The sequence below is a fragment of the Bradyrhizobium sp. AUGA SZCCT0158 genome (assembly GCF_018130065.1).
Taxonomy (GTDB): Bacteria; Pseudomonadota; Alphaproteobacteria; order Rhizobiales; family Xanthobacteraceae; genus Bradyrhizobium.
In genome coordinates this window covers 63,546-88,303 of sequence record NZ_JAFCME010000020.1, presented here as the reverse complement: position 1 = coordinate 88,303, position 24,758 = coordinate 63,546, and the positions used below count along the sequence as shown (strand labels likewise).

Genomic DNA, 24,758 nt, shown 5'->3' with positions numbered 1-24,758 from the left:
GATTCTGCCAGGGGGATTTTTCTGATGCGCTTCCCAACCCTTGTCCTTTCCTTGATCTGCATGGTCTTCACCGCCGGCGCCGCCAGCGCCGAAAGGCGAGTTGCCTTCGTGGTCGGGAACGGCACCTACAAGCACGTCGCCGCGTTGCCCAATCCGTCGATCGACGCGAAGGCGATGGCGGCCGCGTTGCGCAATGTCGGTTTTGAAGTGGTGGAAGGCTCCAACCTGACCCGCGACAAGATGACGGAGAAGCTGCTCGACTTCGGCAAAAAGGCGCAGGGCGCCGACGTGGCCGTGTTCTTCTACGCCGGCCACGGCATCGCCGTCGGCGGCACCAATTACCTGCTGCCGATCGACGCCGACATCAAATCGGAAATGGACGTCAAGCTCGGCGCAGCCATCAATATCGATCTCACGCTCGACCAGACCATGAGCGACGCCAAGGTCAAGCTGGTGCTGCTCGATGCCTGCCGCGACAATCCGTTCGCCGCCAAGATCAAGTCCAACGCGCCGTCGACTCGCAGCGTGTCGGTGCAGACCGGCCTTGCCGAAATGAAATCCGGCGAAGGCACGCTGATCGCGTTTGCGACCGGCCCCGGCCAGACTGCGCTTGACGGCAAGGAAGGCGGCAACAGCCCGTTCACCCGCGCGCTGCTCGCCAACCTCACCCAGCCCGGCGTCGAGCTTCAGCAGGCGATGACCAAGGTCCGCGCTCAGGTCCAGGAGGAAACCAACAAGGGTCAATTGCCCTGGGGCAACACCAACCTGACCGGTGCGGTTTACCTGAACGGTGCGCCCGCGCCTGCCGCGCCCGGAACCGCGCCGGCTGTGGCTGCCGCCGCACCGGGCAGCGACGTCGAGCTCGAGTTCTGGCGCTCGATCAAGGATTCGAGCAAGCCGGAAGAGCTCAACGCTTACGTGGCTCAGTATCCCAACGGTCAGTTCAAATCGCTGGCGCTGGCACGGATCGCCTCACTTGAGAGCAAACCGGACAATGCCACGCGCAACCTGACCGCCGGCATCGATCCGGCGACGTTCAAGGAAGAAGCCAACCAGACCACCGAGGACCAGATTGGCCTCGACAAGGGCCAGCGCCGCGACGTGCAGCGCCGCCTGAACGGTCTCGGCTTCGACACCAAGGTGTCCGGCAATTTCGATGCCCCGACCCGGGCCGTGATCACGCGATGGCAGGCCGCCCGTGGCTACCCCAAGACCGGCTACCTCAACAGGCTGCAGCACAAAGCCCTGTTGACCGAGATCGTGGCGGCGCCGCCGACCGCGAGTTCTGACGAGGAGCGGCCGAAGCGCCGCGCTACCAGCGGCGGTGGCCAGCAGCAGGCACAGCCCCAACCTCAGCCTCAACGCCAGTATCAGAGTAATCCCGATCCGGCCGGTGCCGGCCGCTTCATCGGCGGCGTCGTGGGCGGCATGCTGCGCTAGTTGCTCAAAGACAATTTACGGCAAAAAGCCCGGGATCATCCCGGGCTTTTTCATTCTGAGCTGGGATTGGACAGCCCCAAGCAGTCCGCGCGGCCTTCGGCGAGCTTGACGAATTTGTCGCCGCCCGACGTCAGCCGGCACATCTCCACTTCCTTGCCCGCGGGCACCGACTTGGCACAGGTGATCTGCGGATTGTTGTCATATTTGGTGGTCGAGAACCTGCACGTGACGATGCAGGAAGCGTGGCTGGCGAGCGGGTTCGTCATCGCGATGCTGGCGATCTCCTCGCCCGGCAGGATCGTGCAAGTGAACGGCGCCTGATCCGCGATCGCCGGATCGGCGAGGCGGCCGCCGATCGCCAATCCGAAGCAGCTCAGGACAACCAGCCGGAAGTGGGCCAGGACAGGACGCATTCGCGCGGATCTGTTTCGCGGGGCTATTTGCCGGCGGCCTTGCGCAACGCCGCGTTGATCCGGTCCTGCCAGCCGGCGCCGCCTTCCTGGAAATATTCGAGCACATCCTGGTCGATGCGTAGCGACACGAGTTCCTTCACGCCGGGAAGCGCAGTCGGCTTCGGTGGCGCCTCCACCACCTTGGTGGTGGTGCGCTTGAATGCCGCTTCGGCCTCGCTGCGGGCGTCGTTCAGGGTCCTCGGCCGTCTCGGCTGGTCCGCCATCGCTAAATTCCTTCAAACAATACGGTCGACAGATAACGTTCGGAGAACGACGGCACAATGGCGAGGATGGTCTTGCCGGCGGCCTCCGGCCGCTTGCCGATCTCGAGCGCGGCCGCGATCGCCGCGCCCGAGGAGATGCCGCCCGGAATGCCTTCGTTGCGTGCCAGCGCGCGCGACATCTCGATCGCAGTCGCCGAGTTGATCTTGACGATTTCGTCGATCACCGAACGATCCAGAATGTCCGGAATGAAGCCGGCGCCGATGCCCTGGATCTTGTGCGGCGTATGCTGCCCGCCCGACAGCACCGGGCTTTCCTCCGGCTCGACGGCGATCACCCGCAGCGAAGGCTTGCGCGGCTTCAGCACCTGGCCGACGCCGGTGATGGTGCCGCCGGTTCCGACGCCTGCGACAAAGAAATCGATATTGCCGCCGGTGTCGTTCCAAATTTCCTCCGCGGTGGTGCGGCGGTGAATTTCGGGATTGGCGAGGTTCTTGAACTGCTGTGGCATCACGGCGTTCGGCGTCGTGCGCACCAGCTCTTCGGCGGTCGCGATCGAGCCCTTCATGCCCTGCGCCGCCGGCGTCAGCACGATCTCGGCGCCGAGGAAGGCCAGCATTTTGCGCCGCTCGATCGACATCGATTCCGGCATCACCAGTTTCAACCGGTAGCCTCGTGAGGCCGCAACGAATGCCAGCGCAATGCCGGTATTGCCGGAGGTCGGCTCGATCAGCACGGTGTCGGCGTTGATCACGCCGGCCTTCTCCATGGCGATCACCATCGCCGCGCCGATGCGGTCTTTGACGCTTGCCGCCGGGCTAAAATATTCAAGTTTAGCTAAAATGGTAGCGCTGACACCGTGGGCTTGCGGCAGTTTGCGCAAGCGGACGATCGGCGTGTCGCCGACGGCATCGACGATGCTGTCGAACACCCTGCCCCGCCCGGGACGGTGCACTGCACCCGTGGCTGACGATGCCTCCATTACAACGCTCCCATAGTGATAATATGCCCGGAATTCGGGGCTCTCTTACTTAGGAGGTGGCCGAGCTGATGCGCAAGTCCGAAACGTCAGAGTCAAAATTCGCTGCATCGCAAAATCGAAAGTTCGCCAATAAAGTCGTTCCAACGCATTTGTGTTGCGACAACGTCAAATAAATCGGTTTATACTTTCGTCGTGAGTTGAGCTTCCGCTTCAGGTCGCAAGGAGGTCACGATGCCAGCAATTGCTGAAGTCCTGTCCGTCGCGTCTAGGCCCGACCCGCGTGGCTGTGATTTACCAACCTGCCCGGTATGTGCGGACTCCATGGTGGCCGCGGAAGCTTCCGCCTACATGTATGACCACGTCATCGGTTATCTCTGGACCTGCGATACCTGCGGTTACGGCTTCGTGACCAAGCATTCGATCCGGAGGTTCGCCTGTAACTGAGGTCTTCACCTCACAGCAATGTCACCGCGCGCCCATCCGGCGCGCGTTTGTTTTTTGAACGCTTCAAAGCTGCCGTTGCCGATCGCGTCCCGCATGCCCTGCATCAGGCTCTGATAGTACGCGATATTGATTTCAGACAGCAGCATCGCGCCCAGCGTCTCGCCCGACCGCACCAGATGATGCAGGTATGCGCGCGAGTATTCGCGCGTCGCCGGCCACGTGCTCTCCTCGTCCAGCGGCCTCGGATCGTCGGCGTGGCGGGCATTGCGCAGATTGATCTGGCCGAAGCGGGTAAACGCCATGCCGTGCCGGCCGTTACGGGTCGGCATGACGCAGTCGAACATGTCGATGCCGCGCGCCACCGCCTCCAGCAGATCCTCGGGCGTGCCGACGCCCATCAGATAGCGCGGACGATCCTGTGGCAGCCGGGGCGCGGTCTCCTCGATCATGGCAAGCATCACCGCCTGGGGTTCGCCGACCGCAAGACCGCCGATCGCGTAGCCGTGGAACCCGATCTCGACCAGCCCGCGCGCACTGGCGTGGCGAAGTTCGGGCACATCGCCGCCCTGCACGATGCCGAACAGGATGTAGCCGGGAGGCGCGCTCTCGAAGGCGCGTTTTGAGCGCTCGGCCCAGCGCAACGAGAGCTGCATCGCGCGTTCGATGTCGGCGCGCTCGGCCGGCAGCCGAACGCATTCGTCCATCTGCATGGCGATGTCGGAGCCGAGCAGCCGCTGCACCTCGATCGATCGTTCCGGCGACAGTTCGACCTTGGCGCCGTCGATATGTGAGCGGAAGGTCACGGCGTGCTCGGTCACTTTGCGCAGCTCTGAAAGCGACATCACCTGGAAGCCGCCGGAATCGGTCAGCATCGGCCCCTGCCAGCCGGTGAATTTCTGCAAGCCGCCAAGGGCGGCGATCCGCTCGGCCCCCGGCCGCAGCATCAGATGGTAGGTATTGCCGAGCACGATATCGGCGCCGGCATCGCGCACCTCGCGCCAGTGCATGCCCTTCATCGCGCCCGCGGTGCCGACCGGCATGAAGGCCGGCGTCCGCACCACGCCGTGTGGGGTGGAGAGCCGGCCGAGCCGGGCCCGCCCGCTGGTGGTGAGCAGCTCGAAATGATTGGGAACGTCCATGGGTGAGCTTATGGCGTAACAAGCGCGCCCTGTTCAACAGGCCATTCGGCCTCTTTTTCCCTCCAAAACCCGTTGACGACGGCAAAAGTCTCCCGCATAAGTCCGCCCCATGAACGCGACCACCAAACGTACCGCGAAAACCAAAGCACCCTTGGGGGGCTCGGGAGCCGTGCGCGCGTAACCTGACGATCGCATCATCTGAACCGAAGCCCCGCCTGAAAAGGACCGGGGCTTTTTTTATTGCCTGCAGCCTACTCAAACCAAAGGAAGACGAACGTGAGCAACGATCCAGTAGTGGCCATTGTCGGCGTAACCGGCGCCGTCGGGGCCGAATTCATCGCCACCATGGACAAGCGCAATTTCCGCGTCGGCAAGCTGAAGGCGCTAGCGAGCGCGCGCTCGGCCGGCCAGACCGTCAACTTCCGCGGCGAGCAGGTGATGATCGAAGAGCTCACCCCGCACTCCTTCCACGGCGTCGACATCGCGCTGTTCTCGGCCGGCGGCAGCATTTCGAAGAAGTATGCGCCGATCGCGGTGAAGTCGGGCGCCGTCGTGGTCGACAATTCGTCCGCCTTCCGGATGGATCCGGACGTGCCGCTGGTCATTCCCGAAATCAACGCGGGCCGCATCCGCGACCACAAGGGCATCATCGCCAACCCGAACTGCTCGGCGATCACGGCGCTGGTGCCGCTGTGGCCGATCCACCGGCAAAACCGCATCAAACGCATGATCATCTCGACCTATCAGGCCGCCAGCGGTGCCGGTGCGGCGGCGATGGAGGAACTCAAGGAATCGACCCGCGCCAGCCTCGAGGGGCGGCCGTTTACGCCCAAGGTGATCCCGCTCCCCTACGCGTTCAACGTGTTCAGCCACAACACCGCGATCGATCCTGACACCGGCTACAACGACGAAGAAACCAAGGTCATCAAGGAGACGCGGAAGATTTTCGAGGACGAGAAGATCGCGATCGGCGTCACCTGCGTGCGGGTGCCGGTGCTGCGCGCGCATTGCGAGGCCATCACTTTCGAATGCGAGCGCCCGATCTCGGAGGACGAGGTACGCGCGATCCTGTCGAAGGCGCTGGGTGTCAGAATCGTCGATGATCGGGCGAAGAATTACTTCCCGATGCCGATCGACGCTTCAGGCCAGGACGACGTGCTGGTCGGCCGCATCCGCAAGGATCTTAGCGATCCATCAGGTCATTCGATCGCGATGTTCGTCTCGGCCGACCAGCTGTTGAAGGGCGCCGCGCTGAACGCCGTCCAGATTGCGGAATTGCTGCCGCAGCGCGCGATGGCGTGAGGTGAACGCGTGGAGTAGGTTAGACGTCGCTAACCAACTCCACGCTTCGCGCATCATTTTTGTGCGGCGAAGCATGCTCGCCTTTGTTCGCGAGGAGATCGCTGATGATGCGGCTCTACTACTATCCCGGCTTCATCAGCCTCGTTCCGCATATATTGTTGGAAGAAATCGGGGCTCCGTATCAGCTCATTTTTGTCAATCTGAGCGGCGGCGCACACAAGGGACCCGATCATCTCCGGCTGAATCCGAACGGTCTGATCCCGGTCCTCGTGCAGGATGACCTGGTCCTGTACGAATCCGCAGCTATCTGCCTGCATTTGGTCGATACCTATCCAGGTTGCGAGTTGGCTCCGGCCATAGGGACTGGCGAACGCGCGCACTTCTATAAGTGGCTGATGTGGTCCTCAAGTACGTTACAGCCTGCATTGTCGATGTATCTGCATCCCCATAAATGGGCCAACGATCCAGCCATATTTCCCGAGTTGCGAGCGTGTGCCGAACAGAAGGTGTATGGCTTGTTCGATTTGCTCGACGGTGCGCTCGAATCTCACGGTGGCCAGTGGCTGTTGGGTGATGCTTACTCGGCAGTTGACGCCTGCGCGCTTACCCTGTGTCGATGGTCACGTGGAATGCCGCGTCCGGGAACAAGCTGGCCTCATGTCGGTCCGTACATGAGTCGCATTCTGGCCAGACCGGCGGTTCAACGCGCGCTGCAACAGGAGCATTTGCAAGAACCCTGGATTTGAGCTGACGCGCCTTCGTTGCGTCGTCGGAAATGAGAAATTCCTGACATCGATGAGAGGCGCGTCGCCTGCTGGCTTCACGGCGAATCGTTGGTTAAGTTCGCGATCGCTACCGAAATTGAAGGCTGACGATGCCGAAGCGAAGCTGGGTCTATCTCCTCGGGCTGGTCTTGATCTGCGCGATAGCCGGATCATGGTACTATTATTACAAGAGCAAGTGCCACGGCATGGATGAATGCGCCGCTCAAGCCGCCGAAAGTCGGGAGCGGGACAAGCCGAGCGAGCCGCGTTGATCGAGTGCGTTTCCCGCGCCCCTAGGCACAAGATAGCGCAAATATGTTGGTGGGTGCGCTGCGTTCTGGCCGCCCTGCGCCCTGCGCGAATATGCCCATAAAACCAGCCCGCCTTTTGCTTTCAAATGCTCCGGCCGCGTAGTAGCGTTCGCCCCGGTCCCCCGGCGACAGGACGTGTCACCGGGGGATAGTCGTCAAAGCGGAGCTGATTTGCTGTTTCCGACCGATCTCGCATCGTTTCTCGATCTCATACGCCAGCACGGCGATGCGGCCTACAGCCTCATGTTTGCATATGCGGCCTCGCACAGCCTGCTGCTAACGCTGTTCGCAGGCTACGCCGCGCATGCAGGCGCACTTAATTTCGGCACGCTGATCATGGTTTGCTGGCTCGGCACCTTTACCGGCGACGTGATCCGGTTCTGGGTCGGGCGGCGCTATGGCACACGCTGGCTCGGATCCTTTCCGAGGCTGGAACGTGCCGTCCAGATCGCAGCCCGGCTGGCCGACCGCCACTATGCCTGGATGATCCTGTTCCATCGTTTTCCGCACGGCATTCGCGGCGTCGCGGGCTTTGCGTATGGGATATCGCAGCTGCCCTGGTCCACTTTCCTGGCGTTCAATTTCGTCGCGGCGGGCCTGTGGTCCTGCACGGTCGTCACGGCCGGCTACGCTTTTGGTCAGGTCTCGGAGAAAATGATGAGCGATGCTTCCTCCGGCGTCGCCTTCGCGCTGCTGGTCGTGTTCCTCGGCCTGTCCTGGTTCTTGAGCAAGAAGCTCGAGCGCGCCGTCGAGCGAAGCTAGACGAGAGCGTTTTCGAGCGAAGTGGATACCGGTTCGCGTGAAGAAAACGCGTCAAAAAAAAGCTAGCAGCGTCGATCACTCCCGCGCGCGAAACAACAGGCAGGCGTCGCCATAGGAATAGAAGCGATAGCCGCCGGCGATGGCGTGGGCATAGGCCTGCTTCATGGTCTCCAGCCCGCTGAACGCCGACACCAGCATGAACAGTGTCGAGCGCGGCAAATGGAAGTTGGTCAGCAAAATATCGACCGCGCGAAAGCGATAGCCCGGCGTGATGAAGATCGCGGTCTCCGCGCCAAACGGCTGGATGGTGCGGTCCTCGGTGGCCGCACTCTCGAGCAGCCGCAACGATGTGGTCCCGACCGCGACGATGCGGCCGCCTTTGGCGCGCGCCGCATTGAGTGCCGCCGCGGTCTCGGCCGAGATCGAGCCCCATTCGGCATGCATCCGGTGTTCCGACGTTTCTTCCACCTTGACCGGCAGGAAGGTCCCTGCCCCGACATGCAGCGTGATCCGGTGCAGTCCGACGCCGCGCTCGCGCAGCGCCGCCTCCAGCGCCGGCGTGAAATGCAGCCCTGCGGTGGGTGCGGCGACCGCCCCCTCATTGGCCGCGAACATGGTCTGGTAATCGGCGGCATCGCGATCGTCAGGCGTGCGCTTGGAGGCGATGTAGGGCGGCAATGGCGGCGTGCCGAGGTCGGCAATCGCCTGGTCGAGCGCAGGTCCATGAAACGAGAACGACAGCGTGATCTCGCCCTCTTCGCCCTTGGCCTCGACCTCGGCGTCGAGATGGCCGAGCAGGCAGACCTTGCCTTCATTGCCGAAGCGCACCACGTCGCCCGGCGCCAGCTTCTTGGCCGGCTTGACCAGCGCCTGCCAGCGCGAGCCGTCGAGCCGCTTGATCAGTGTGGCCTCGATCTTCGGTTCGGTCTCGCGGCCAATGCGGCGTCCCTTGAGCTGGGCCGAAATGACCTTGGTATCGTTCACGACGAGCTGGTCGCCAGGCTGCAGCCATTGCGGCAGCTCGGCCACTGCCCGGTCGTGCAACACGCCGTCCGGCTGCACGACGAGCATCTTCGCGGAATCGCGCGGGCTCGCCGGCCGCAGCGCGATGTTGGCGGGGGGCAATTCGAAGTCGAAGAGATCGGTGCGCATGGCGCAATGCGCTCCAGCGTTGCCTCTCAGCGTCATTCCGGAGGCCGCGTGAAACGCGGCAATCCGGAATCTCGAGATTCCGGGTTCGCATCTTCGATGCGCCCCGGAATGACGGCGTCGGCGTTACGCCGCGTCAGCCGCCATATGCGCCTTGACGATCTTGTCCGGGTTCTGCACAGGCTCGCCACGCTTGATCTTGTCGACGTTCTCCATACCGTCCGTGACCTTGCCCCAGACCGTGTACTGGCCGTTGAGGAAGGACGCGTCGTCGAAGCAGATGAAGAACTGGCTGTCGCCGGAATCCGGACTCGCCGCGCGCGCCATCGAGGTGGTGCCGCGCACATGCGGCTCCTTGTTGAATTCGGCCTTCAGCTTCTTGCCGGAACCGCCGGTGCCGGTGCCCTGCGGGCAACCGGTCTGCGCCATGAAGCCCTCGATCACGCGATGGAACACGATGCCATCGTAAAACCCTTCGCGCACCAGTTCCTTGATGCGGGCGACGTGGCCCGGCGCCAGATCCGGGCGCATCTCGATGGTGACGGGACCCTGCGTGGTCTCAAGGATCAAAGTATTTTCTGTGGCTGCCATGCTCTTCTCTCATCAGGTTTGGGTGGACGTTTGCGGGTTCGAAAAGGGACCGCTAAAGGCCGGCCGGCAACGGCACCGCCCAGTCCCTCGGTAAATGGCAACGGCGTACAGCGTTGCAATGTTTCCATCACCGCGATGCGGTATTTGAGCCGGTCGTTATCGCTGGCGTGTTCCGATTCATAGGTAATCTTGGGCTGGCCGAGAATGGCGCCTTGACGGTTGAAGCTGACGACCACGGTGATGTCGATCGGGTTGGCTTGCGACAGCGGCGGCGGCTTCCAGCACGAATGCAGCCGCACAAAGATGTCCTTGAGCGTGTCGAGTTGCACCGGTTGTGCCGGCGCCTGCGCCGTCGATACCAGGCACAACAGCAGCGCGGCAAACCCGAGGAGCGGTTTGCTGCGTGACGCTCTCATGGCTCACTTGATGTCGGATGCGACTTGCACCTTCACCATCTTGTCAGGGTCGGTGACCTGTCCACCGGACGATCCCGGCGGCGCCTTTTTCAGCTTGTCGACCACATCCATGCCGGACACGACCTCGCCGATCACGGTGTACTGGCCGTTCAGGCTCGAGCCTTCCGCGAACATGATGAAGAATTGCGAGTTCGCGGTATCGACGCTGTCGCCGCGCCGCGCCATGCCGACGATGCCGCGGGTGAACGGCACCTTGGAGAACTCCTGCTTCAGGTTCGGATATTTCGAGCCGCCGGTGCCGTTGAAGTTCTGGCCGTCGCCGGTCTGCGCCATGAAGCCGTCCATGACGCGGTGGAACGGCACGTTGTTGTAATAGCCCTCGCGTGCCAGCTGCTTGATGCGCTCGGCATGCTGGGGCGCGAGGTCGGCCCGCAGCTTGATCACGATGCGACCTTTCGTCGTGTCGATCACGACCGCATTGGCCTTGTCGAGATTGGCCGGCAGCGGCTGGGCGATCGCGGGAGCCGCGCAGATCAGCGCGGCGACAAAAGCGAGAATGCGGATCATGAAAACTCCGGGATCGAGAGAGTAAGGCTTTGCGAGCGCAGCACAGGCGCTAGCTGGCGAATTTGGCCTTGAGTTTGGCTGCGATCGAGGGCGGCACGAACGCGGAAAAGTCGCCGCCCATGCCCGCGATTTGGCGTACCAGTGTGGCGGTGATCGGGCGGACCGCGGGGGACGCCGGGACGAACACCGTATGCACCTCAGGCGCCATAGTCTGGTTCATGCCGGCAAGCTGCATCTCGTAGTCCAGATCGGTGCCGTCGCGCAGGCCCCTGATCATGATGGTGGCGCCGGCCGCGCGGGCCGCCGTGACCGTCAGATTGTCGTAGGTGGAGGCCTCGAAGGCGCAACCGGCGCTCTTCGCGATGGGGGCGCATACCTCCTTGAGCATCTCCAGGCGTTCATCGGTCGAAAACAGCGACTTTTTGCCGGGATGGACGGCAACGGCGACGATCAGGCGGTCGCACAGGGTCACAGCGTGCTGGACCACGTCCAGATGGCCGTTGGTGACGGGGTCAAAAGAGCCGGGATAGAGCGCGATACGGGGCATAGAACCCTCCTAACCCGCCCCGGGCGGCCCGGCAAGCCGGCCACTCTCTTGTTTTGACGCGTTTTCTTCACGCGAATCGGTACCCGCCCCGGATCAAGCCCGGGGCAGGCTCCGCTCGAAAACGCTCCGGTTCCCCGCAAACCCGCCTTTTTATTTGGGATCGGCCAATGAACCACTGTGGGGGTCGGCGCGTCTGCTTAGGCGAGCCGGCAATGTTTCGTCCTCTCCGGGGCGACGAAACAAAACTCGGCCCGGACGAAACCATTTTCGGGCTTGGCGAAGACACCCGGAAACGCCGCCTGGGTACACATCCATCCAACGAAACGACGGGCCGAACGGCCCATGACAGGGGACCGTCATGATCAAGGCACTTTCCGCAATCGCCTTTGCCGCGCTGATCGCCACCGCACTGACCATTTTGCCCGGCTTTGCCCCCTCGGTCGAAGCCAGCGTGCCGCAGGCGCTTGCCAAGGGTGACCGCCTCGACATCCGTACCGTCGGCAAGGATTGCTCGCAGCAGGCTTGGCCGAATTTCGAGGCTTCCTGCCTCCGCGCCGCCGGCTCCAAGTCGTTTATCCGGGAAGCGCGCTTGGTTACCGCCGACCGCACCCCATAAGACGCCAACCTTTCCAATTAGCCGTCAGATTGCTCTGATTTGAAGTCCTCGGGATGCCCCCCGAGGACTTCGGCGTTTCAGGAAGCAATCAGCATCCATTTTAGGGAAGGATCAGTGCTGCAATCGACGCGCTCGGGCCCTGTCATCCCAGCGGCTCAGCATTTGAGCGAGATCGCCATGCGCCTGTTTGGCGGGAGCCTGGTTGGTATTCGCGGGCTGCGGCCGCCCCGCCTCTACGTAGTTCTTCCATCTGCGGGCGCTCTCACGCCGTTTTCGGGACATACGGTCACGCGTATAATATCCAGCAGCGTAGGCCGCTCCGAGCAAAACCAAAATAACAAGGACGTCCAGCATCTCATGTGCTCCGCGCGCAGGGCCTGAGGGGGCCGGACAGACAATCGGGCATGATCAAGCAATCATCCAGATCATGACCTTCCAGAACGACAAGCCGAGCACGTACAACCACCCCGTCATCACAGGAACGACCAGCACAGCGTAAAGTGCGGCGACGAAGACGCTGTCGAGATCGGATCGGCCCGCCGTCTCTACACGACTTTCCTCGACGCCTGGACGACGCGGCTCTCTATCGATCGTGACGCTCGGGTATGCCGACATGATTGAGTTCCACAATTTTATCGCGACCGCCAGCCGGCGGTCGAGGTAGCGGCGACGTTTGGCAAAAGTTTGATTGCATGGAACCAGGCTCTCGAATGTCGCCGCGTTCCCCTGCATCAAATCCTCGCGGGGCGTGCCGCGTTCTTCGGCGTGCCGGCCATCGATGCCGCGGACAACGGGATCGGATGATCGAGGCTCGCCTGCTCAATGAAGACTCGCTTTAGCCCCGGCGCCACCAGCGGCTCACGGCCTCATTGTCCTGGCCACGCGGAACCCAAGCGTGTCGAACTGAACCTTGCGGTGACGTGCGAAGCGAACCGCCGCCCGAGCTAGTTCCGTCTCGTTGTGCCAGGACGCACCGCGAATGGTCCTATAATCCCGATCGCCCTCGATCCATGCCGAGCCGTCTGCAGGCGCGCCGTTGTAACTGTCGTGCCAAACGTCTTCAGTCCATTCCCATACATTCCCGTGCATGTCGTTCAGGCCGAAGGCGTTGGGCTTGAACGATCCAACGGGCGCGGTCTGCAAGCTCCACTTGTCGCTGCAGCCGGCGCAGTTGGCGTTTTCCGCGCCGGGTTCTTCGCCCCAGGCGTAGCGGCTGCTGGTGCCGGCGCGCGCGGCGTATTCCCATTCAGCCTCGGTCGGCAGTCGATACTCTCTGCCGGTCAATTGCGAAAGCCAGCTCACATACTGCCTGGCGTCGTCCCAGCTCACATTGACCACCGGCATCGCGCCACGACCCCATGCATCGGTTGCGCGCGCACACGCCGAGGCGGCCACGCAAGCGTCCCATTGCTCGAACGTCACCTCGAATCTGGAAACAGCGAAAGGTACGCGAAATATCACTTCGTGCTGCGGACCTTCGCTGGTCCTGCGGTCTGGTTCGTGATCGGGTGAGCCCATCATGAACCTGCCCGCGGGGATCACAACCATCACCGGGCATCCGCGCGCGCATTCTCTGAATTCAGAGCCCGGCGTTGACGCCATTGCTCTCTCTGCGTCGGCGGAGAGCACAGTCGGCTGCGGAGCGGAACGGTGCGGTCCGATGGCTTCCTGTGCGATGAGGCGTGCATTGGGGAATTGAGCCCCTGCAAGCAGCAGCGCAGAGAGACCAATCAGGATTCCCTTTGTCGCAGCGCGCGGCTGTCGCTTTCGAGCCAGGACGGCCAGAAAGGTCAACATCGCTTCCAGGCGATCCATCGAATACACTTTCGAAAGGATAGCTCTCAATCTGTCATATCGCGGCAAATTCGGACGGCGTAACTTAGAACCGCACAAAGGGGTATGTCCACGAGCACCGCTACCCGGGGGGCGCCGCCCTCGTCACGGGCGCGCCCACATATCCCGGCGCTACCAACTATCGGCGCTACCAACGCCGACCGCCTAACCGGACTGAACTTCGGCCTGATCCTGACCGATTTCTCCCGGGGATTGGAGACGAAAGCCATGAACGAGCTGCTTGCGAGAGTTCTCGATGCGCACGGCGGTCTGGAGCGCTGGCAAAGATACAATAAGGTCGAGGCCACCATGGTCACAGGCGGCGGCCTCTTTCCCCTCAAAGGCCTGTTGCAGGATAGCAATCCGCGGCGCATGACCGTGTGGCTGCATGAGGAGCGCTCGTCCGTCACGCCGTTCGGGGCTCCCGATCAGCGGACGATGTTCACGCCGGATCGGATCGCCATCGAGAAGCTCGACGGTACGCTGGTCGCCGAGCGATACGCGCCTCGGGATTCGTTCGCGGGCCACCAGATGCACACACCCTGGGATCCGCTGCACCGTGCCTACTTCAACGGCGAAGCAGTATGGACATATCTGACGACGCCATTCCTGCTGGTGATGGACGGGGTCCGTGTCGAGGAGACCGAGGCCTGGCGCGAGGGGCCCGAGACCTGGCGCGTGCTGCGCGCCCGCTTCCCCGGCTGGATGGAAACCCACTGCATGGTGCAGGACTTCTTCTTCGGCGAGGACATGATGCTGCGCCGTCATGATTACAGCGTGAACATCGCGGGCGGCTTTCCGGCCGCACAGCTCACGTCTGCGCATATCGAAGCGGACGGTATTCGCCTTCCGAGCATGCGGCGCGCCTACGCACGCGGTCCCGATCGCAGACCCGTCACTGACATGCTGCTGGTCTCAATCGATTTCAGTGCGGTCGCCTTCACGTAATCATCCGCCGGTCGAGGCTGGCGCGATCGCGCGCTGAGGTTCCACATTGAAACAAAAATTGATCAAATAAGGCAAAATAGCGGGGATATTTCCCAAAAGCGTCTTGATTTTTCGCTCCGCTTTTATGGGGCGCGTTCTGTTTGATGGGTAAGAAGACATGACCGATCAACAATTGACTGTTCAGGCGATTAGCGAAGCGCAACGCATACTGGAAGAATACCTTCGGCCCCGGCCGCAGAACAATGAAACTATCCTCGACAGCTTGGTGGAAGTTCTCGGCCGCCCCGACTTGGTAGTCGCTGTAAGCCGCTTGCAGCAACAAGTGCGCAAATGAGGAAACTCTCACCAATCGCGCTGGCGGTTTGGATTGCTACGCTCTTGCCAGTTGGGATGCCAAACGCGCAGGCCAAACAACAATGCAGCGCCGCGATGCCGTCGAATACGCACGGGCGTTGGTGGTCCTATCGTCTGATCGATGGACGAAAGTGCTGGTACGAAGGCAAGCCCATGCTGTCGAAATCGTTGCTGGAATGGCCAAAGGAAGCATCCCCGCAACCCGTTTCCGCCGCAGCAGTTACAAGCGCGGTTACAGCGAAGCCTGGCAATCCATTGGACTCGCAAGCCTGGGCACTGAAGGAGTTTGATACTTTCGAAGCGCGATGGCGCGAAAGGGTGAGCATGCAATAGGCGTTGCCGCCAAAGGCAAGGCTTGAAGCGCCGGGATCTCGCTAACGCGCCACGGACATTGGTTCTTGGCGACTGGGAAGATTGCTTGTCTTTCAAAAACGGAAATCAGCCATGCGAACGGCTGCAGATTTCAATCTCTATTACGCCACCCCTGACCCCTGGCATATTTCCCACGCCCAATTCAGGGACAAGGTGTTGCGCCGATGCCTGAAGCCATTCATCCGGGACAAATCCGTTCTTGAACTCGGATGCGGCGAAGGCCACTTGACGCAAGCTGTCTTTGACAAGGCACGCTCGGTGGTTGGCATCGACATCAGCGACGTAGCAATTGCTCGGGCCAAATCGCTGAACCTGCCAAACGCCAGATTTGAAAGCGCCGATTTTTTGCAAGCCTCATTCGAGGGGTACGACGTGATCGCAGCCCTCGAATGCGTCTACTATCTGTCCCTGCCCGAGCGAGAAGCGTTTTGGGAGAAGGTCGCCAAAGAACACTCCGGCAAGATACTTTTGCTTTCGGGTCCAATCGTCGACTACCGAAGACACTTCAGTCATAAGCGATTGATGTACGAGTTCACTAGTCTGGGGTTCGCTCCCCTTAAATTTCATAACCTGTCCGTTTACTGGCATCCGCCTTCATCTCGAATTATCGCCAGCCTGATCAAGCTGCCACTTGGACACATCGTGCTCGATTGGATACCGGAGCCGATGATCTATCAAAGGCTATATGCGCTTCGAGCACCGAAGCAGCGCTGACTGGGTTTATCCGATAACCCGACAACGCGATTTTCGTGTGGTCTCTGCCGGACCTCGTCGACGCGGGCGACTGCCGTGTCCAAGTTGGTTCATTAGCGCATGTAATCGCTTCCCTTCGCCATGAGGTGGCAAGATGAACGAGCTATCGCTGGTCAATGACAGCCTTCTGAAGCAGCGCCTCACGGAGCTGGACTCAATAGCGAGCTGGACGCCGCATATCCTTTCGGACCTTGAGCGATTTGTGCGCACCGCCGGCGACTATGATCTCTTTCGCGTCAATCCTATCAAATACGCGACAGCAAACGGCCTAAGTGAGTCCGAAGGAATCCAGCTGTTTGTGCACGCCGCAAAAGTCGGCCTGTTCGAGATGCAGTGGCTGCTCACCTGCGCCTATTGCCCGCAGGTTGCAGGCAGTTTTCGGGAGCTAGACCAGGTCCACCCACGTTTCCAGTGCGAGTTCTGCAATGCGCTCAACGATGTGGCGCTCGACGACTACATCCAGGTCACCTTTACGATCTCGAATGCCGTCCGCGATATCGTATTTCGTCATCCTGAGATGCTGTCCGTGGAGGACTACTACCTGCGTTATAACTTTTCCAAGGACTTCAAGCCTCCGCACGGAATGACGCACGAGCAACTCGTCGCAGCACTGTCACGGGGATTTGCCGATATCGAGGCCAATCAGCAGAGCAGGTTCGAATTGACGTAACCGCCGGCCGTTTCGAGGTGCTCGATCTCAGCCACAAGCTGCTTCTGGTTTTCTTTGCGAACGGTGAGCCGGCGGAACCCCAGGGAACGCTGGTCCGGCTCGAATCGGGTCGATTCATAGTTCCCGATCGGCCGACTGGACCGAGAGAAATGGATCTTGGCGACGGGCGCTTTGCGTTTCGACAGACGGTCGATCTTAGCCCCGGCAAGCACACCATTCAGATCGAGAACCGCACCAGCGATCGCGGACGCTTCTGGTTCCTCCAATACCCTTACCAGTTCGAGCCCCATCTGGTCGAGTATGAGCCGTTTCTTTCCGGCAAGCGGCTGCTGCTCACCCCGTGCTTCGGCGAACTCTACAAGACACAGTTGGTGGATGAGCGGGAGAGCCTGGCAGTCTCCGACATCACCTATCTGTTCACCGATCTAAAGGATTCCACCCCGTTGTATGAAAGCGTTGGCGACGTGAATGCCTATTTCTGGTGCGTCAGCACTTCGACATCCTGAACAAGATCATTCGGGAGCGATCTGGCACCATGGTCAAGACGATCGGCGATGCAGTCATGGCTGGCTTCGAGTGTCCGCAGGACGCCGTTCTGCCTCCATCGAGATGATCGAAGAACTGCTACGGTTCAACCAAACCGCTTCACGACCACTCGGCCTCAAGGTCGGTGTACACAGAGGCAGAGCCATCGCCGTAAGGCTCAACGACCGGATGGACTACTTCGGGCAGGACGTGAACATCGCCGCCCGCGTGCAAGGTCTCGCCCGCGTCAACGAAATTTGCCTGACGGAATCGGTGATGGAGGCGCCCGGAGTCAGTGACGTCGTCAAAGGCCGACCGGCGTCGCGCGACTACGAGAACTTGAAGGGCATCGGCCAGAAGATGGAAATTTATCGGATTGAAATCTCTCCGGTGTAGAAATGAACGACCGCTGGCCGCTTGGCGGCAGGCCCACGTGCCGCCAGACCAACATACCGCTTGTCGGCATCAGGCAAGGGCACAAGTCGCCGCTGCGGTCGCTTCCGTTCTGAAACCGCCATTAACCCATGATGATGAGCAACTCTTCACACGTTGATTGAAGCGCGCTATCGGTTCGACGCGACGACTGTTTCCGGCGTCAGACGTGTGGCTCACGCAAATTCAGGGGCGCTCACGCGCTGATCGGCCCCAGGTCCGCCGCTGGTCAAAGGCGGGCATGCTCGCAACCGCAGCGCTTCGTCGACAGGGCCGTCCCCGCCCTTAATCCTCGATCACCTCGTCGGCGCGGGCGAGCAAGGTCGGCGGAATGATCAGGCCAAGTGCTTTCGCAGTCTTAAGGTTGATGACTAGTACGTATTTTGACGCTTGCTCCACTGGAAGGTCTGCCGGTTTCGCGTCTTTGAGAATCTTGTCAATGTAGCTTGCCGCGCGTCGATAGAGGTCGCTGAAATCCGCGCCATAACTCATAAGACCACCCGCGTCCACGTTTGGTCTGTACGCAAATATCGCGGGCAGCCGATACTTCAATTGCAATTCGGCCAAGAGTGGTCCCAGTGCGTTGAAGATCGGGGAACCCAAGACGAGAACACCACGGACGCTTTCTCGTGTCATTGACGAGAATGCTTTCTCGATTTCCGTGACAGTTCCAGCGGGAGTTATGACTAGTTCGACGCCGAGTTTTTCGCTCGCAGCTTTAATCGCCTTGATAGCGGTTGGATGAGAGGGGGTCGTGGGATTCCAGAGAACACCAAGTCTCCTTGCGTGCGGCAGGGCTTCTCTCAAAATCTCCAGCTCTTTGACGGAGAGTTCAGTGAGAAGCATCGACAGTCCGGTGATATTGCCGCCCGGCCGCGAGAGGCTCGCCACATCCCCAAGCCCGACCGGATCTGCATGTGTTGCGAAGACAATCGGGATCGTTTTGGTCACCTTTCGGGCAGATTCAACATGGGTTGAGGCGGGGGCGAAAATAACATCAACTTTCATGCTGGCGAGTTGGGCGGCGAGATCATGCATTTGATCAGCCCGCTCCGCCCACCGGAACTCAATGAGAATATTCTTGCCCTCAACGTAACCGAGATCGCGCAAGCCGCTCCGCAGAGCCTCAACTTCCCTCGTCCAATTAGACGCCGGGCCAAATCCCAGATACCCGATCCGCCACACCCTCCCCGACTGTTGCCCGCGCGCCGCTAGCGGCCAACCAGCCGCCGCGCCGCTCAGAAGCGAGATGAACTCGCGTCGTTTCATTGTAGATCTTGCCCACGATGACCTGAACGCAAGCGTAAGCAATTTCCCGCGCGGCTCAAGCGGTCTGATGCCCGCTGTGGGTCAATAGCGTCGGTTGGCCGCGTGCCGCAGCGGCAGGACGTGCGCCACGTACTGGTCCTGCCGCACGATCAGCATGCACCCTGCTTCGCGATCTGCCGCGCACCCTCCCGGGCGCTCCGGCGGAGCAACGAGCGCCCAGCAAGCTGACTTCCTTCAAGCTCGCCTCAAACCGGATTTAGCTCCTCCGAAATGAGGCCGCGCCTTGACCAGGCGCTAGCCGCCATTCCCGTTCTCGCCATTCTCGCCGTCGTCACCGATATGCTCGACGGAGACCACGTGCTCGTCCTCGGCGGTGTCGAACACGATCACGCCTTGGGTCGAGCGGCCGGCGATGCGGATGCCCTCGACCGGACAGCGGATCAACTGGCCCTTGTCGGTCACCAGCATGATCTGGTCAGAGTCCTCGACCGGGAACGAGGCCACCAGCTTGCCGTTGCGGTTGTTGACCGACATCGCGACGATGCCTTTGCCGCCGCGCCCCGTGGTGCGGTATTCGTAGGACGAGGTGCGCTTGCCGAAGCCGTTGACGGACACGGTCAGCACCACCTGCTCCTGCGCCGACATTTCGGCATAGCGTTCCTGGGAGAGCTGGAGCGTACCCGAAATCTCCTCGGCCTCGACATCGGCGGGCTCCTCGGTGCCGGTCTCGCCGGCTACCGCGCGGCGCATCTTCTGATACGCCGACCGCTCGTCCGACGTGGTCTCGACATGGCGCAGGATCGACAGCGAGATCAGCTTGTCGTTTCCGGCAAGCGCAATGCCGCGCACGCCCATCGAGGTGCGGCCGGTAAAGACGCGCACGTCGGTGACGGGGAAGCGGATGCACTGGCCGCCGGCCGCCGTCAGCAGCACGTCGTCATGCTCGGTGCAGATCTGCACGTCGACGATCGCCTCGCCCTCGTCGAGCTTCATGGCGATGATGCCGGAACGGCGGACATCGACGAAGTCGGACAGCTTGTTGCGGCGGACGTTGCCGCCGGTCGTGGCGAACATCACGTCGAGATTGCCCCAGGAGGATTCATCCTCCGGCAACGGCATGATGGTGGTGATGCGTTCACCCTGCTCCAGCGGCAGGATGTTGATAAGCGCCTTGCCGCGCGCGTTGGGGGCAGCCATCGGCAGCCGCCAGACCTTTTCCTTGTAGACCTGGCCGCGCGAGGAGAAGAACAGCACCGGCGTATGGGTCGAGGCCACGAACAGCCGGCTAACAAAATCCTCGTCGCGGGTCTGCATGCCCGCGCGGCCCTTGCCGCCGCGGCGCTGCGCCCGGTAGGCCGACAGCGGCACGCGCTTGACGTAGCCGGCATGCGAGACCGTGACCACCATGTCTTCGCGCTGGATCAGGTCCTCGTCCTCGACCTCGTCTTCCTGCTCCATGATGACGGTCTTGCGCGGGGTGGCGAAATCGTCCTTCACCTCGGCGAGCTCGGCCTTAACGATGGCCTGCACCCGCGCACGCGAGCGCAGAATCTCGAGATAGTCGGCGATCTCCACCGCGAGCTTGTCGAGCTCTTCGGAAATCTCCTCGCGGCCCAGCGCAGTCAGGCGCTGCAGGCGGAGGTCGAGAATGGCCTTGGCCTGCTCGAACGACAGCCGCGCGGTACCTTCGGCAGTCATCCGGTGCCGAGGATCGTCGATCAGCGTGATCATCGCCTCGACATCCCGCGCCGGCCAGTCCCGCGCCATCAGGCTGTCGCGGGCGGTGGTGGGATCGGGCGAGGCGCGGATCACGCGAATGATCTCGTCGATATTGGCGACGGCGATGGCCAGACCGACCAGGATGTGGGCGCGGTCGCGGGCCTTGTTGAGCAGGAACTTGGTCCGGCGCGTGATGACCTGCTCGCGGAACGCGATGAACAGCGTCAGCAGGTCCTTCAGGTTCATGGTCAGCGGGCGGCCGGAATCCAGCGCCAGCATGTTGGCCGGGAAATTCGATTGCAGCGGCGTGAAACGATAGAGCTGGTTCAGAACGACATCCGGAACCGCTTCGCGTTTCAGTTCCACGACGACACGCAGGCCCTCGCGGGAGGATTCATCGCGCAGGTCGGCGACGCCCTCGATCTTCTTCTCGCGCACCAGTTCACCGATGCGCTCCACCATGGTGGCCTTGTTCACCTGGTAGGGAATCTCGGTGATGATGATCGCTTCGCGGTCCTTGCGGATGGTGTCGATCGAGACCTTGCCGCGCATCATGATCGAGCCGCGGCCGAGGTGATAGGCCGAGCGGATGCCCTGGCGGCCGAGGATGATGCCGCCGGTCGGAAAATCGGGGCCGGGTACGATGTTGATGAGTTCGTCGATGGAAAGCGCGGGGTTGTCGATCAATGCCACGCAGGCGTCGATGACTTCGCCGAGATTGTGCGGGGGAATGTTGGTCGCCATGCCGACGGCGATGCCGCCGGCGCCGTTGACCAAGAGGTTCGGGAACTTGGCCGGCAGAACCGACGGCTCTTTCTCCGAATTGTCGTAGTTGGCCTGGAAGTCGACGGTGTCCTTGTCGATGTCGCCGAGCACGGCGAGCGCCGATTTCGTCAGACGCGCTTCGGTATACCGGTAGGCCGCCGGGGGATCGCCGTCGACCGAGCCGAAGTTCCCCTGCCCGTCGATCAGCGGCACGCGCATGGAGAATTCCTGCGCCATCCGGACCATCGCGTCGTAAATCGACTGGTCGCCGTGCGGATGATATTTACCGATCACGTCACCGACGACGCGCGCGGATTTGACGTATTTCTTGTCCGGCGTGTGCCCCTGCTCGTACATCGAATACAGAATGCGGCGATGCACGGGCTTGAGGCCGTCGCGGGCATCCGGCAACGCACGCGCCACGATCACGCTCATGGCGTAATCGAGGTAGGAGCGCTTCATCTCGTCCAGAATGGAAACGGGACGAATATCGGAAGGCACCGGCGGCTCGCCGGGCTTGTTCTCATCGTTGTCAGACAAAGGGGGAAATCCGGGTCAGTTCTAGGCTGGGAATCATATAGCGTATCGGGGGGCTTTTAACCACCCCGGGGCGCTCCCGGCCAGCTGTTTTTCCCTTCGTTTTTTCATGGACTTACCGGGCAATCGCCGGGTTCCGGAGCGCCTGTCATGGAGAGGCGAATAGCGAATGGCGAATAGCGAATGGAACCCCTATTCGCCATTCGCTAATCCCTCACTGCCCGAACACCACCGCATGCATGATCCGCCCGGGGACGAAGGTAAACAGCCCCGCAACGACCAGCGCGCCGGCAAAGATCGAGATCATCGTGATCTTGTGGCCGCGGACCTTGTGCCGGCGCGCGTACCACACGCCGAGCACCAGCATGACCGGCGTGAAGATCGAGAGCAGATGGATCGGGCTCCAGGGACCCAGCAGCCTGATCTCGTGGATCCAGAACGAGGAGATCGCGACCACGGCCATCAGGCCAACCCATATCCAGCCAAGCGTCCGGTGCGGCAGCGTTCCCTTCGGGGCCGCGAACTGGACGACGCCCAGCGCGAACGCAGCCATGGCCGCAAAGGCATGAAGCGGGATCGCGGGAGCGGCATCCAGCAACGGCGCGAGGCTAATGACGGACGCTCCCCAAGGCTCCATCCCGCGGCCGCCGGCTCGACGGCATCACGCGCGGCGGAAAACGCTAAACTGATCTCTTAATGTAAATATCCTTTACATCGGCGGGAGTCAAAGTGCTGCGGCGCACAACGACACATAGCTGAATCAAACTGTTGGGTCAGCTTCTCAAGAATAAACACCAGCCAACCGAGCTTGCTCGAGCCGCAGATTTTTCGGCGGCTCACAAGCTCCGGTCAGGCCTGAACGGTGCCCGATCAGAACGGGATGTCGTCGTCCATGTCGTTGTTGCGTCCGGCGCCGGCTGCAACCGCGCGCCGCGGCGCGGAAGTGGCCTGGCCGCCGCCAAAATCGCCGCTGGAATCGTCGGAGCCAAAGCTGCCGCCCGCGCCGCCGGAGCGGCCGTCGAGCATGGTCAGGGTCGAATTGAAGCCCTGCAGCACCACTTCGGTCGAGTATTTCTCGACCCCGCTCTGGTCGGTCCATTTGCGGGTCTGCAGCGCGCCCTCGATGTAAACCTTGGCGCCCTTCTTCAGGTACTGCTCGGCGACCTTGCAGAGCCCTTCATTGAAGATCACCACGCGGTGCCACTCGGTCTTTTCCTTGCGCTCGCCGGTGCCCTTGTCGCGCCAGGTTTCCGAGGTCGCGATGCTCAGATTGGCGATCGGCCGCCCGTCCTGTGTCCGCCGGATTTCCGGATCCTTGCCGAGGTTTCCGACCAGGATCACCTTGTTCACGCTTCCCGCCATCGTCGCTCTCCACTCAAAATCGGTACCAAAAACTGCTGCGCGACCGCTGCAATCGGCCGGCACGGGCCGCCCGATTGGCCGCCTCATCCGCATCAGGGACATTTGAGACGACCCTATACGCCCGATGGCCGCCCCGACTTAGCGATCCCTCGGCAAAGCAGCGGTTATCCACATATAGCATTGCCCGCGGCATTGTTCCAGTTTTGTTCTACGCAACCTCAGGTCATCCACAACCGACCGGTATTCCGGTATTTGCTCCGTGCCGGAAGCCGCGCGGAGCCGGAGCTGCATGGCGGATATTCTAAACAAATCATTACCTTGAAGGTCTGCACTTCGCCCGCGAGTGTTGCATTTCGGAGACGGCATTTCCGGTTGAATTGGCGTATGGCTTGTCCAGCGGCGCGGCGCTCGCGTCTTGGACAAAAACGCTTCGGGACCAACGGGAAGCGGACAAAGGACTGGGGACTATTTGAAATGAAGAAGTTTTTGCTTGGTACTGTTGCTCTCGTTGCCTTTGCGGCTCCCGCCGCTGCGGCTGATCTCGCTGCGCGTCCTTACACCAAGGCCCCCCCGATGATCGCGGCAGTCTATGACTGGAGCGGTTTCTACATCGGCGCCAACGGTGGTTGGGGTTCGAGCCGCAAGTGCTGGGACGCAGTGACCGCGGCTGGCGCATTCATTGCCAACGAAGGTTGCCATGACGCGACCGGCGGCACGGCCGGTGGTCAGATTGGTTATCGCTGGCAGGCGGGCACCTGGGTGTTCGGCGTTGAAGGACAGGGCAACTGGGCCGACTTCCGCGGCAGCAATGTGAGCCTCTTCGTCCCCGCCACGAACATCCGATCGAAGATCGACGCATTTGGCACGTTCACCGGTCAGGTCGGCTGGGCCGCCAACAACGTGCTGTTCTACGTCAAGGGCGGTGCGGCCGTGACCGCGGATCGCTTCGACATCAGGAGCAATGTCGCCAACGTTGTGGGTGCCACGACCGGTGACGATACCCGTTGGGGTGGCGTGGTCGGTGTGGGCCTCGAATATGGTTTCGCGCCGAACTGGTCGGCCGGCATCGAATACAATCACATGTTCATGCAGGATCGTACCCATACCTTTGTGAGCAACGGCGCTGTCGCTGCCATCGGCCCGGCCGGCGTGACGTTCAACGAGCGCATCCGTCAGGACGTCGATCTCGTCACCGTCCGCGTCAACTATCGCTGGGGTGGCCCGGTGATCGCGAAGTATTGAGCTTCGCTGCATCAGACGATTTCGAAAGGCCGGCCTCGCGCCGGCCTTTTTCTTTTGGGTGCGGTTTTATTCGCGGCGACGACGTCATCCTGCCCGCGGTTCCGCTGCCATCTGCTGCCATTGCAGTTCCCTGGCACTCCTTGCAAAACAAACCGTTGATGGCTTGCTGCGAGCACTGGAAATCCCGGCCCGTTCTTCCTACGTTCCAGCTTTCTGCCATCGGCGCCCGGCTAAGGTCTTCCCTGGCCATGCGCGCCCAACGTGGCGCGCCTC

Annotated in this window: 30 protein-coding genes; 14 read left to right on the top strand and 16 right to left on the bottom strand. The window is 61.6% G+C overall.

Going from position 1 to position 24,758, the window contains the following annotated elements; all coding sequences use genetic code 11:
- Window positions 1-24 precede the first annotated feature (24 nt).
- The gene (locus tag JQ574_RS25755; RefSeq protein WP_212210393.1) at window positions 25-1,440 is read left to right on the top strand and encodes a caspase family protein; all 1,416 of its coding nucleotides are present in this window, start codon (window positions 25-27) and stop codon (window positions 1,438-1,440) included.
- Between the two features lie 50 nt (window positions 1,441-1,490).
- Here JQ574_RS25755 and JQ574_RS25750 read toward each other — a convergent pair whose 3' ends face one another.
- The 3 genes from JQ574_RS25750 to cysK form a co-directional block, all read right to left on the bottom strand.
- Entirely contained in the window at window positions 1,491-1,802 is a 312-nt protein-coding gene (locus JQ574_RS25750; protein WP_212210394.1) for a hypothetical protein, read from the bottom strand.
- A 74-nt stretch (window positions 1,803-1,876) separates the two neighbouring features.
- Complete coding sequence (locus tag JQ574_RS25745; RefSeq protein ID WP_192736086.1) at window positions 1,877-2,116, bottom strand: BrnA antitoxin family protein; 240 nt, start codon at window positions 2,114-2,116, stop codon at window positions 1,877-1,879.
- A gap of 2 nt (window positions 2,117-2,118) precedes the next feature.
- Window positions 2,119-3,096, bottom strand: coding sequence for a cysteine synthase A (cysK, locus tag JQ574_RS25740; protein WP_212210395.1), 978 nt, complete (start codon window positions 3,094-3,096; stop codon window positions 2,119-2,121).
- 231 nt (window positions 3,097-3,327) lie between these two features.
- On the opposite strand from cysK, the gene JQ574_RS25735 reads away from it, so the two are divergent.
- Entirely contained in the window at window positions 3,328-3,540 is a 213-nt protein-coding gene (locus tag JQ574_RS25735) for a hypothetical protein (RefSeq protein WP_212210396.1), read from the top strand.
- A 5-nt stretch (window positions 3,541-3,545) separates the two neighbouring features.
- Here JQ574_RS25735 and tgt read toward each other — a convergent pair whose 3' ends face one another.
- Window positions 3,546-4,679 (bottom strand): tRNA guanosine(34) transglycosylase Tgt, encoded by a 1,134-nt coding sequence (tgt, locus tag JQ574_RS25730; RefSeq protein WP_212210397.1) that lies wholly within the window; start codon window positions 4,677-4,679, stop codon window positions 3,546-3,548.
- Window positions 4,680-4,955: 276 nt separating this feature from the next.
- On the opposite strand from tgt, the gene JQ574_RS25725 reads away from it, so the two are divergent.
- The 4 genes from JQ574_RS25725 (at window position 4,956) to JQ574_RS25710 (ending at window position 7,818) form a co-directional block, all read left to right on the top strand.
- A complete protein-coding gene (locus tag JQ574_RS25725) occupies window positions 4,956-5,981 on the top strand; it encodes an aspartate-semialdehyde dehydrogenase (protein ID WP_212210398.1) in 1,026 nt (341 codons plus the stop codon).
- A gap of 104 nt (window positions 5,982-6,085) precedes the next feature.
- The gene (locus tag JQ574_RS25720; protein ID WP_212210399.1) at window positions 6,086-6,727 is read left to right on the top strand and encodes a glutathione S-transferase family protein; all 642 of its coding nucleotides are present in this window, start codon (window positions 6,086-6,088) and stop codon (window positions 6,725-6,727) included.
- Between the two features lie 128 nt (window positions 6,728-6,855).
- Window positions 6,856-7,017, top strand: coding sequence for a hypothetical protein (locus JQ574_RS25715; RefSeq protein WP_212210400.1), 162 nt, complete (start codon window positions 6,856-6,858; stop codon window positions 7,015-7,017).
- A 210-nt stretch (window positions 7,018-7,227) separates the two neighbouring features.
- The gene (locus JQ574_RS25710; RefSeq protein WP_212210401.1) at window positions 7,228-7,818 is read left to right on the top strand and encodes a DedA family protein; all 591 of its coding nucleotides are present in this window, start codon (window positions 7,228-7,230) and stop codon (window positions 7,816-7,818) included.
- A gap of 75 nt (window positions 7,819-7,893) precedes the next feature.
- Here JQ574_RS25710 and queA read toward each other — a convergent pair whose 3' ends face one another.
- The 5 genes from queA to coaD form a co-directional block, all read right to left on the bottom strand.
- Entirely contained in the window at window positions 7,894-8,970 is a 1,077-nt protein-coding gene (queA, locus tag JQ574_RS25705) for a tRNA preQ1(34) S-adenosylmethionine ribosyltransferase-isomerase QueA (RefSeq protein ID WP_212383999.1), read from the bottom strand.
- Window positions 8,971-9,093: 123 nt separating this feature from the next.
- Window positions 9,094-9,558, bottom strand: coding sequence for a peptidylprolyl isomerase (locus JQ574_RS25700; RefSeq protein WP_212210403.1), 465 nt, complete (start codon window positions 9,556-9,558; stop codon window positions 9,094-9,096).
- Entirely contained in the window at window positions 9,534-9,974 is a 441-nt protein-coding gene (locus JQ574_RS25695) for a hypothetical protein (RefSeq protein WP_212210405.1), read from the bottom strand. The genes JQ574_RS25700 and JQ574_RS25695 overlap by 25 nt, the downstream gene beginning before the upstream one ends.
- Window positions 9,975-9,977: 3 nt before the next feature.
- On the bottom strand, window positions 9,978-10,541 hold the full coding sequence (locus JQ574_RS25690; protein ID WP_212210407.1) for a peptidylprolyl isomerase: 564 nt from the start codon (window positions 10,539-10,541) through the stop codon (window positions 9,978-9,980).
- A 49-nt stretch (window positions 10,542-10,590) separates the two neighbouring features.
- A complete protein-coding gene (gene coaD, locus JQ574_RS25685; RefSeq protein ID WP_212210409.1) occupies window positions 10,591-11,088 on the bottom strand; it encodes a pantetheine-phosphate adenylyltransferase in 498 nt (165 codons plus the stop codon).
- 358 nt (window positions 11,089-11,446) lie between these two features.
- Between coaD and JQ574_RS25680 the strand changes: the two genes are divergently transcribed.
- Window positions 11,447-11,704, top strand: a complete 258-nt coding sequence (locus JQ574_RS25680; RefSeq protein ID WP_212210411.1) for a hypothetical protein — start codon at window positions 11,447-11,449, stop codon at window positions 11,702-11,704.
- Between the two features lie 408 nt (window positions 11,705-12,112).
- Here the strand turns inward: JQ574_RS25680 and JQ574_RS25675 are convergent, their stop codons facing one another.
- Entirely contained in the window at window positions 12,113-12,436 is a 324-nt protein-coding gene (locus JQ574_RS25675; RefSeq protein WP_212383998.1) for a hypothetical protein, read from the bottom strand.
- Window positions 12,437-12,562: 126 nt separating this feature from the next.
- A complete protein-coding gene (locus tag JQ574_RS25670) occupies window positions 12,563-13,519 on the bottom strand; it encodes a formylglycine-generating enzyme family protein (RefSeq protein ID WP_212210415.1) in 957 nt (318 codons plus the stop codon).
- A gap of 246 nt (window positions 13,520-13,765) precedes the next feature.
- On the opposite strand from JQ574_RS25670, the gene JQ574_RS25665 reads away from it, so the two are divergent.
- On the top strand, window positions 13,766-14,485 hold the full coding sequence (locus JQ574_RS25665) for a hypothetical protein (protein ID WP_212210416.1): 720 nt from the start codon (window positions 13,766-13,768) through the stop codon (window positions 14,483-14,485).
- On the opposite strand, the gene JQ574_RS25660 is transcribed toward JQ574_RS25665, so the two are convergent.
- The gene (locus JQ574_RS25660; protein ID WP_212383997.1) at window positions 14,478-14,807 is read right to left on the bottom strand and encodes a hypothetical protein; all 330 of its coding nucleotides are present in this window, start codon (window positions 14,805-14,807) and stop codon (window positions 14,478-14,480) included. The two genes, JQ574_RS25665 and JQ574_RS25660, sit on opposite strands and share 8 nt — an antisense overlap.
- Before the next feature lie 8 nt (window positions 14,808-14,815).
- Between JQ574_RS25660 and JQ574_RS25655 the strand changes: the two genes are divergently transcribed.
- From JQ574_RS25655 to JQ574_RS35245, 5 genes are all read left to right on the top strand, one after another.
- Window positions 14,816-15,172 (top strand): hypothetical protein, encoded by a 357-nt coding sequence (locus tag JQ574_RS25655; RefSeq protein WP_249119586.1) that lies wholly within the window; start codon window positions 14,816-14,818, stop codon window positions 15,170-15,172.
- 111 nt (window positions 15,173-15,283) lie between these two features.
- Window positions 15,284-15,925 carry a bifunctional 2-polyprenyl-6-hydroxyphenol methylase/3-demethylubiquinol 3-O-methyltransferase UbiG gene (locus JQ574_RS25650; RefSeq protein WP_212210420.1) on the top strand — a complete coding sequence of 214 codons (642 nt, stop codon included), beginning with the start codon at window positions 15,284-15,286 and terminating at the stop codon, window positions 15,923-15,925.
- A gap of 133 nt (window positions 15,926-16,058) precedes the next feature.
- The gene (locus JQ574_RS35255) at window positions 16,059-16,634 is read left to right on the top strand and encodes a DUF5939 domain-containing protein (protein ID WP_249119585.1); all 576 of its coding nucleotides are present in this window, start codon (window positions 16,059-16,061) and stop codon (window positions 16,632-16,634) included.
- A 17-nt stretch (window positions 16,635-16,651) separates the two neighbouring features.
- Entirely contained in the window at window positions 16,652-17,140 is a 489-nt protein-coding gene (locus JQ574_RS35250; protein ID WP_249119584.1) for a hypothetical protein, read from the top strand.
- Between the two features lie 70 nt (window positions 17,141-17,210).
- Window positions 17,211-17,555, top strand: a complete 345-nt coding sequence (locus JQ574_RS35245) for an adenylate/guanylate cyclase domain-containing protein (protein WP_312018276.1) — start codon at window positions 17,211-17,213, stop codon at window positions 17,553-17,555.
- Between the two features lie 321 nt (window positions 17,556-17,876).
- Here the strand turns inward: JQ574_RS35245 and JQ574_RS25640 are convergent, their stop codons facing one another.
- The 4 genes from JQ574_RS25640 to JQ574_RS25625 all read right to left on the bottom strand — a co-directional run bounded on the left by JQ574_RS25640 (window position 17,877) and on the right by JQ574_RS25625 (window position 23,243).
- Window positions 17,877-18,860, bottom strand: a complete 984-nt coding sequence (locus JQ574_RS25640) for an ABC transporter substrate-binding protein (RefSeq protein WP_212210422.1) — start codon at window positions 18,858-18,860, stop codon at window positions 17,877-17,879.
- Window positions 18,861-19,154: 294 nt separating this feature from the next.
- Window positions 19,155-21,884, bottom strand: a complete 2,730-nt coding sequence (gene gyrA, locus JQ574_RS25635) for a DNA gyrase subunit A (protein ID WP_212210424.1) — start codon at window positions 21,882-21,884, stop codon at window positions 19,155-19,157.
- Between the two features lie 211 nt (window positions 21,885-22,095).
- On the bottom strand, window positions 22,096-22,494 hold the full coding sequence (locus JQ574_RS25630) for a DUF2306 domain-containing protein (RefSeq protein WP_212210518.1): 399 nt from the start codon (window positions 22,492-22,494) through the stop codon (window positions 22,096-22,098).
- A gap of 257 nt (window positions 22,495-22,751) precedes the next feature.
- Window positions 22,752-23,243, bottom strand: coding sequence for a single-stranded DNA-binding protein (locus JQ574_RS25625; RefSeq protein ID WP_212210426.1), 492 nt, complete (start codon window positions 23,241-23,243; stop codon window positions 22,752-22,754).
- Window positions 23,244-23,717: 474 nt separating this feature from the next.
- Between JQ574_RS25625 and JQ574_RS25620 the strand changes: the two genes are divergently transcribed.
- Entirely contained in the window at window positions 23,718-24,485 is a 768-nt protein-coding gene (locus JQ574_RS25620) for an outer membrane protein (protein WP_212210428.1), read from the top strand.
- Window positions 24,486-24,758 lie beyond the last annotated feature (273 nt).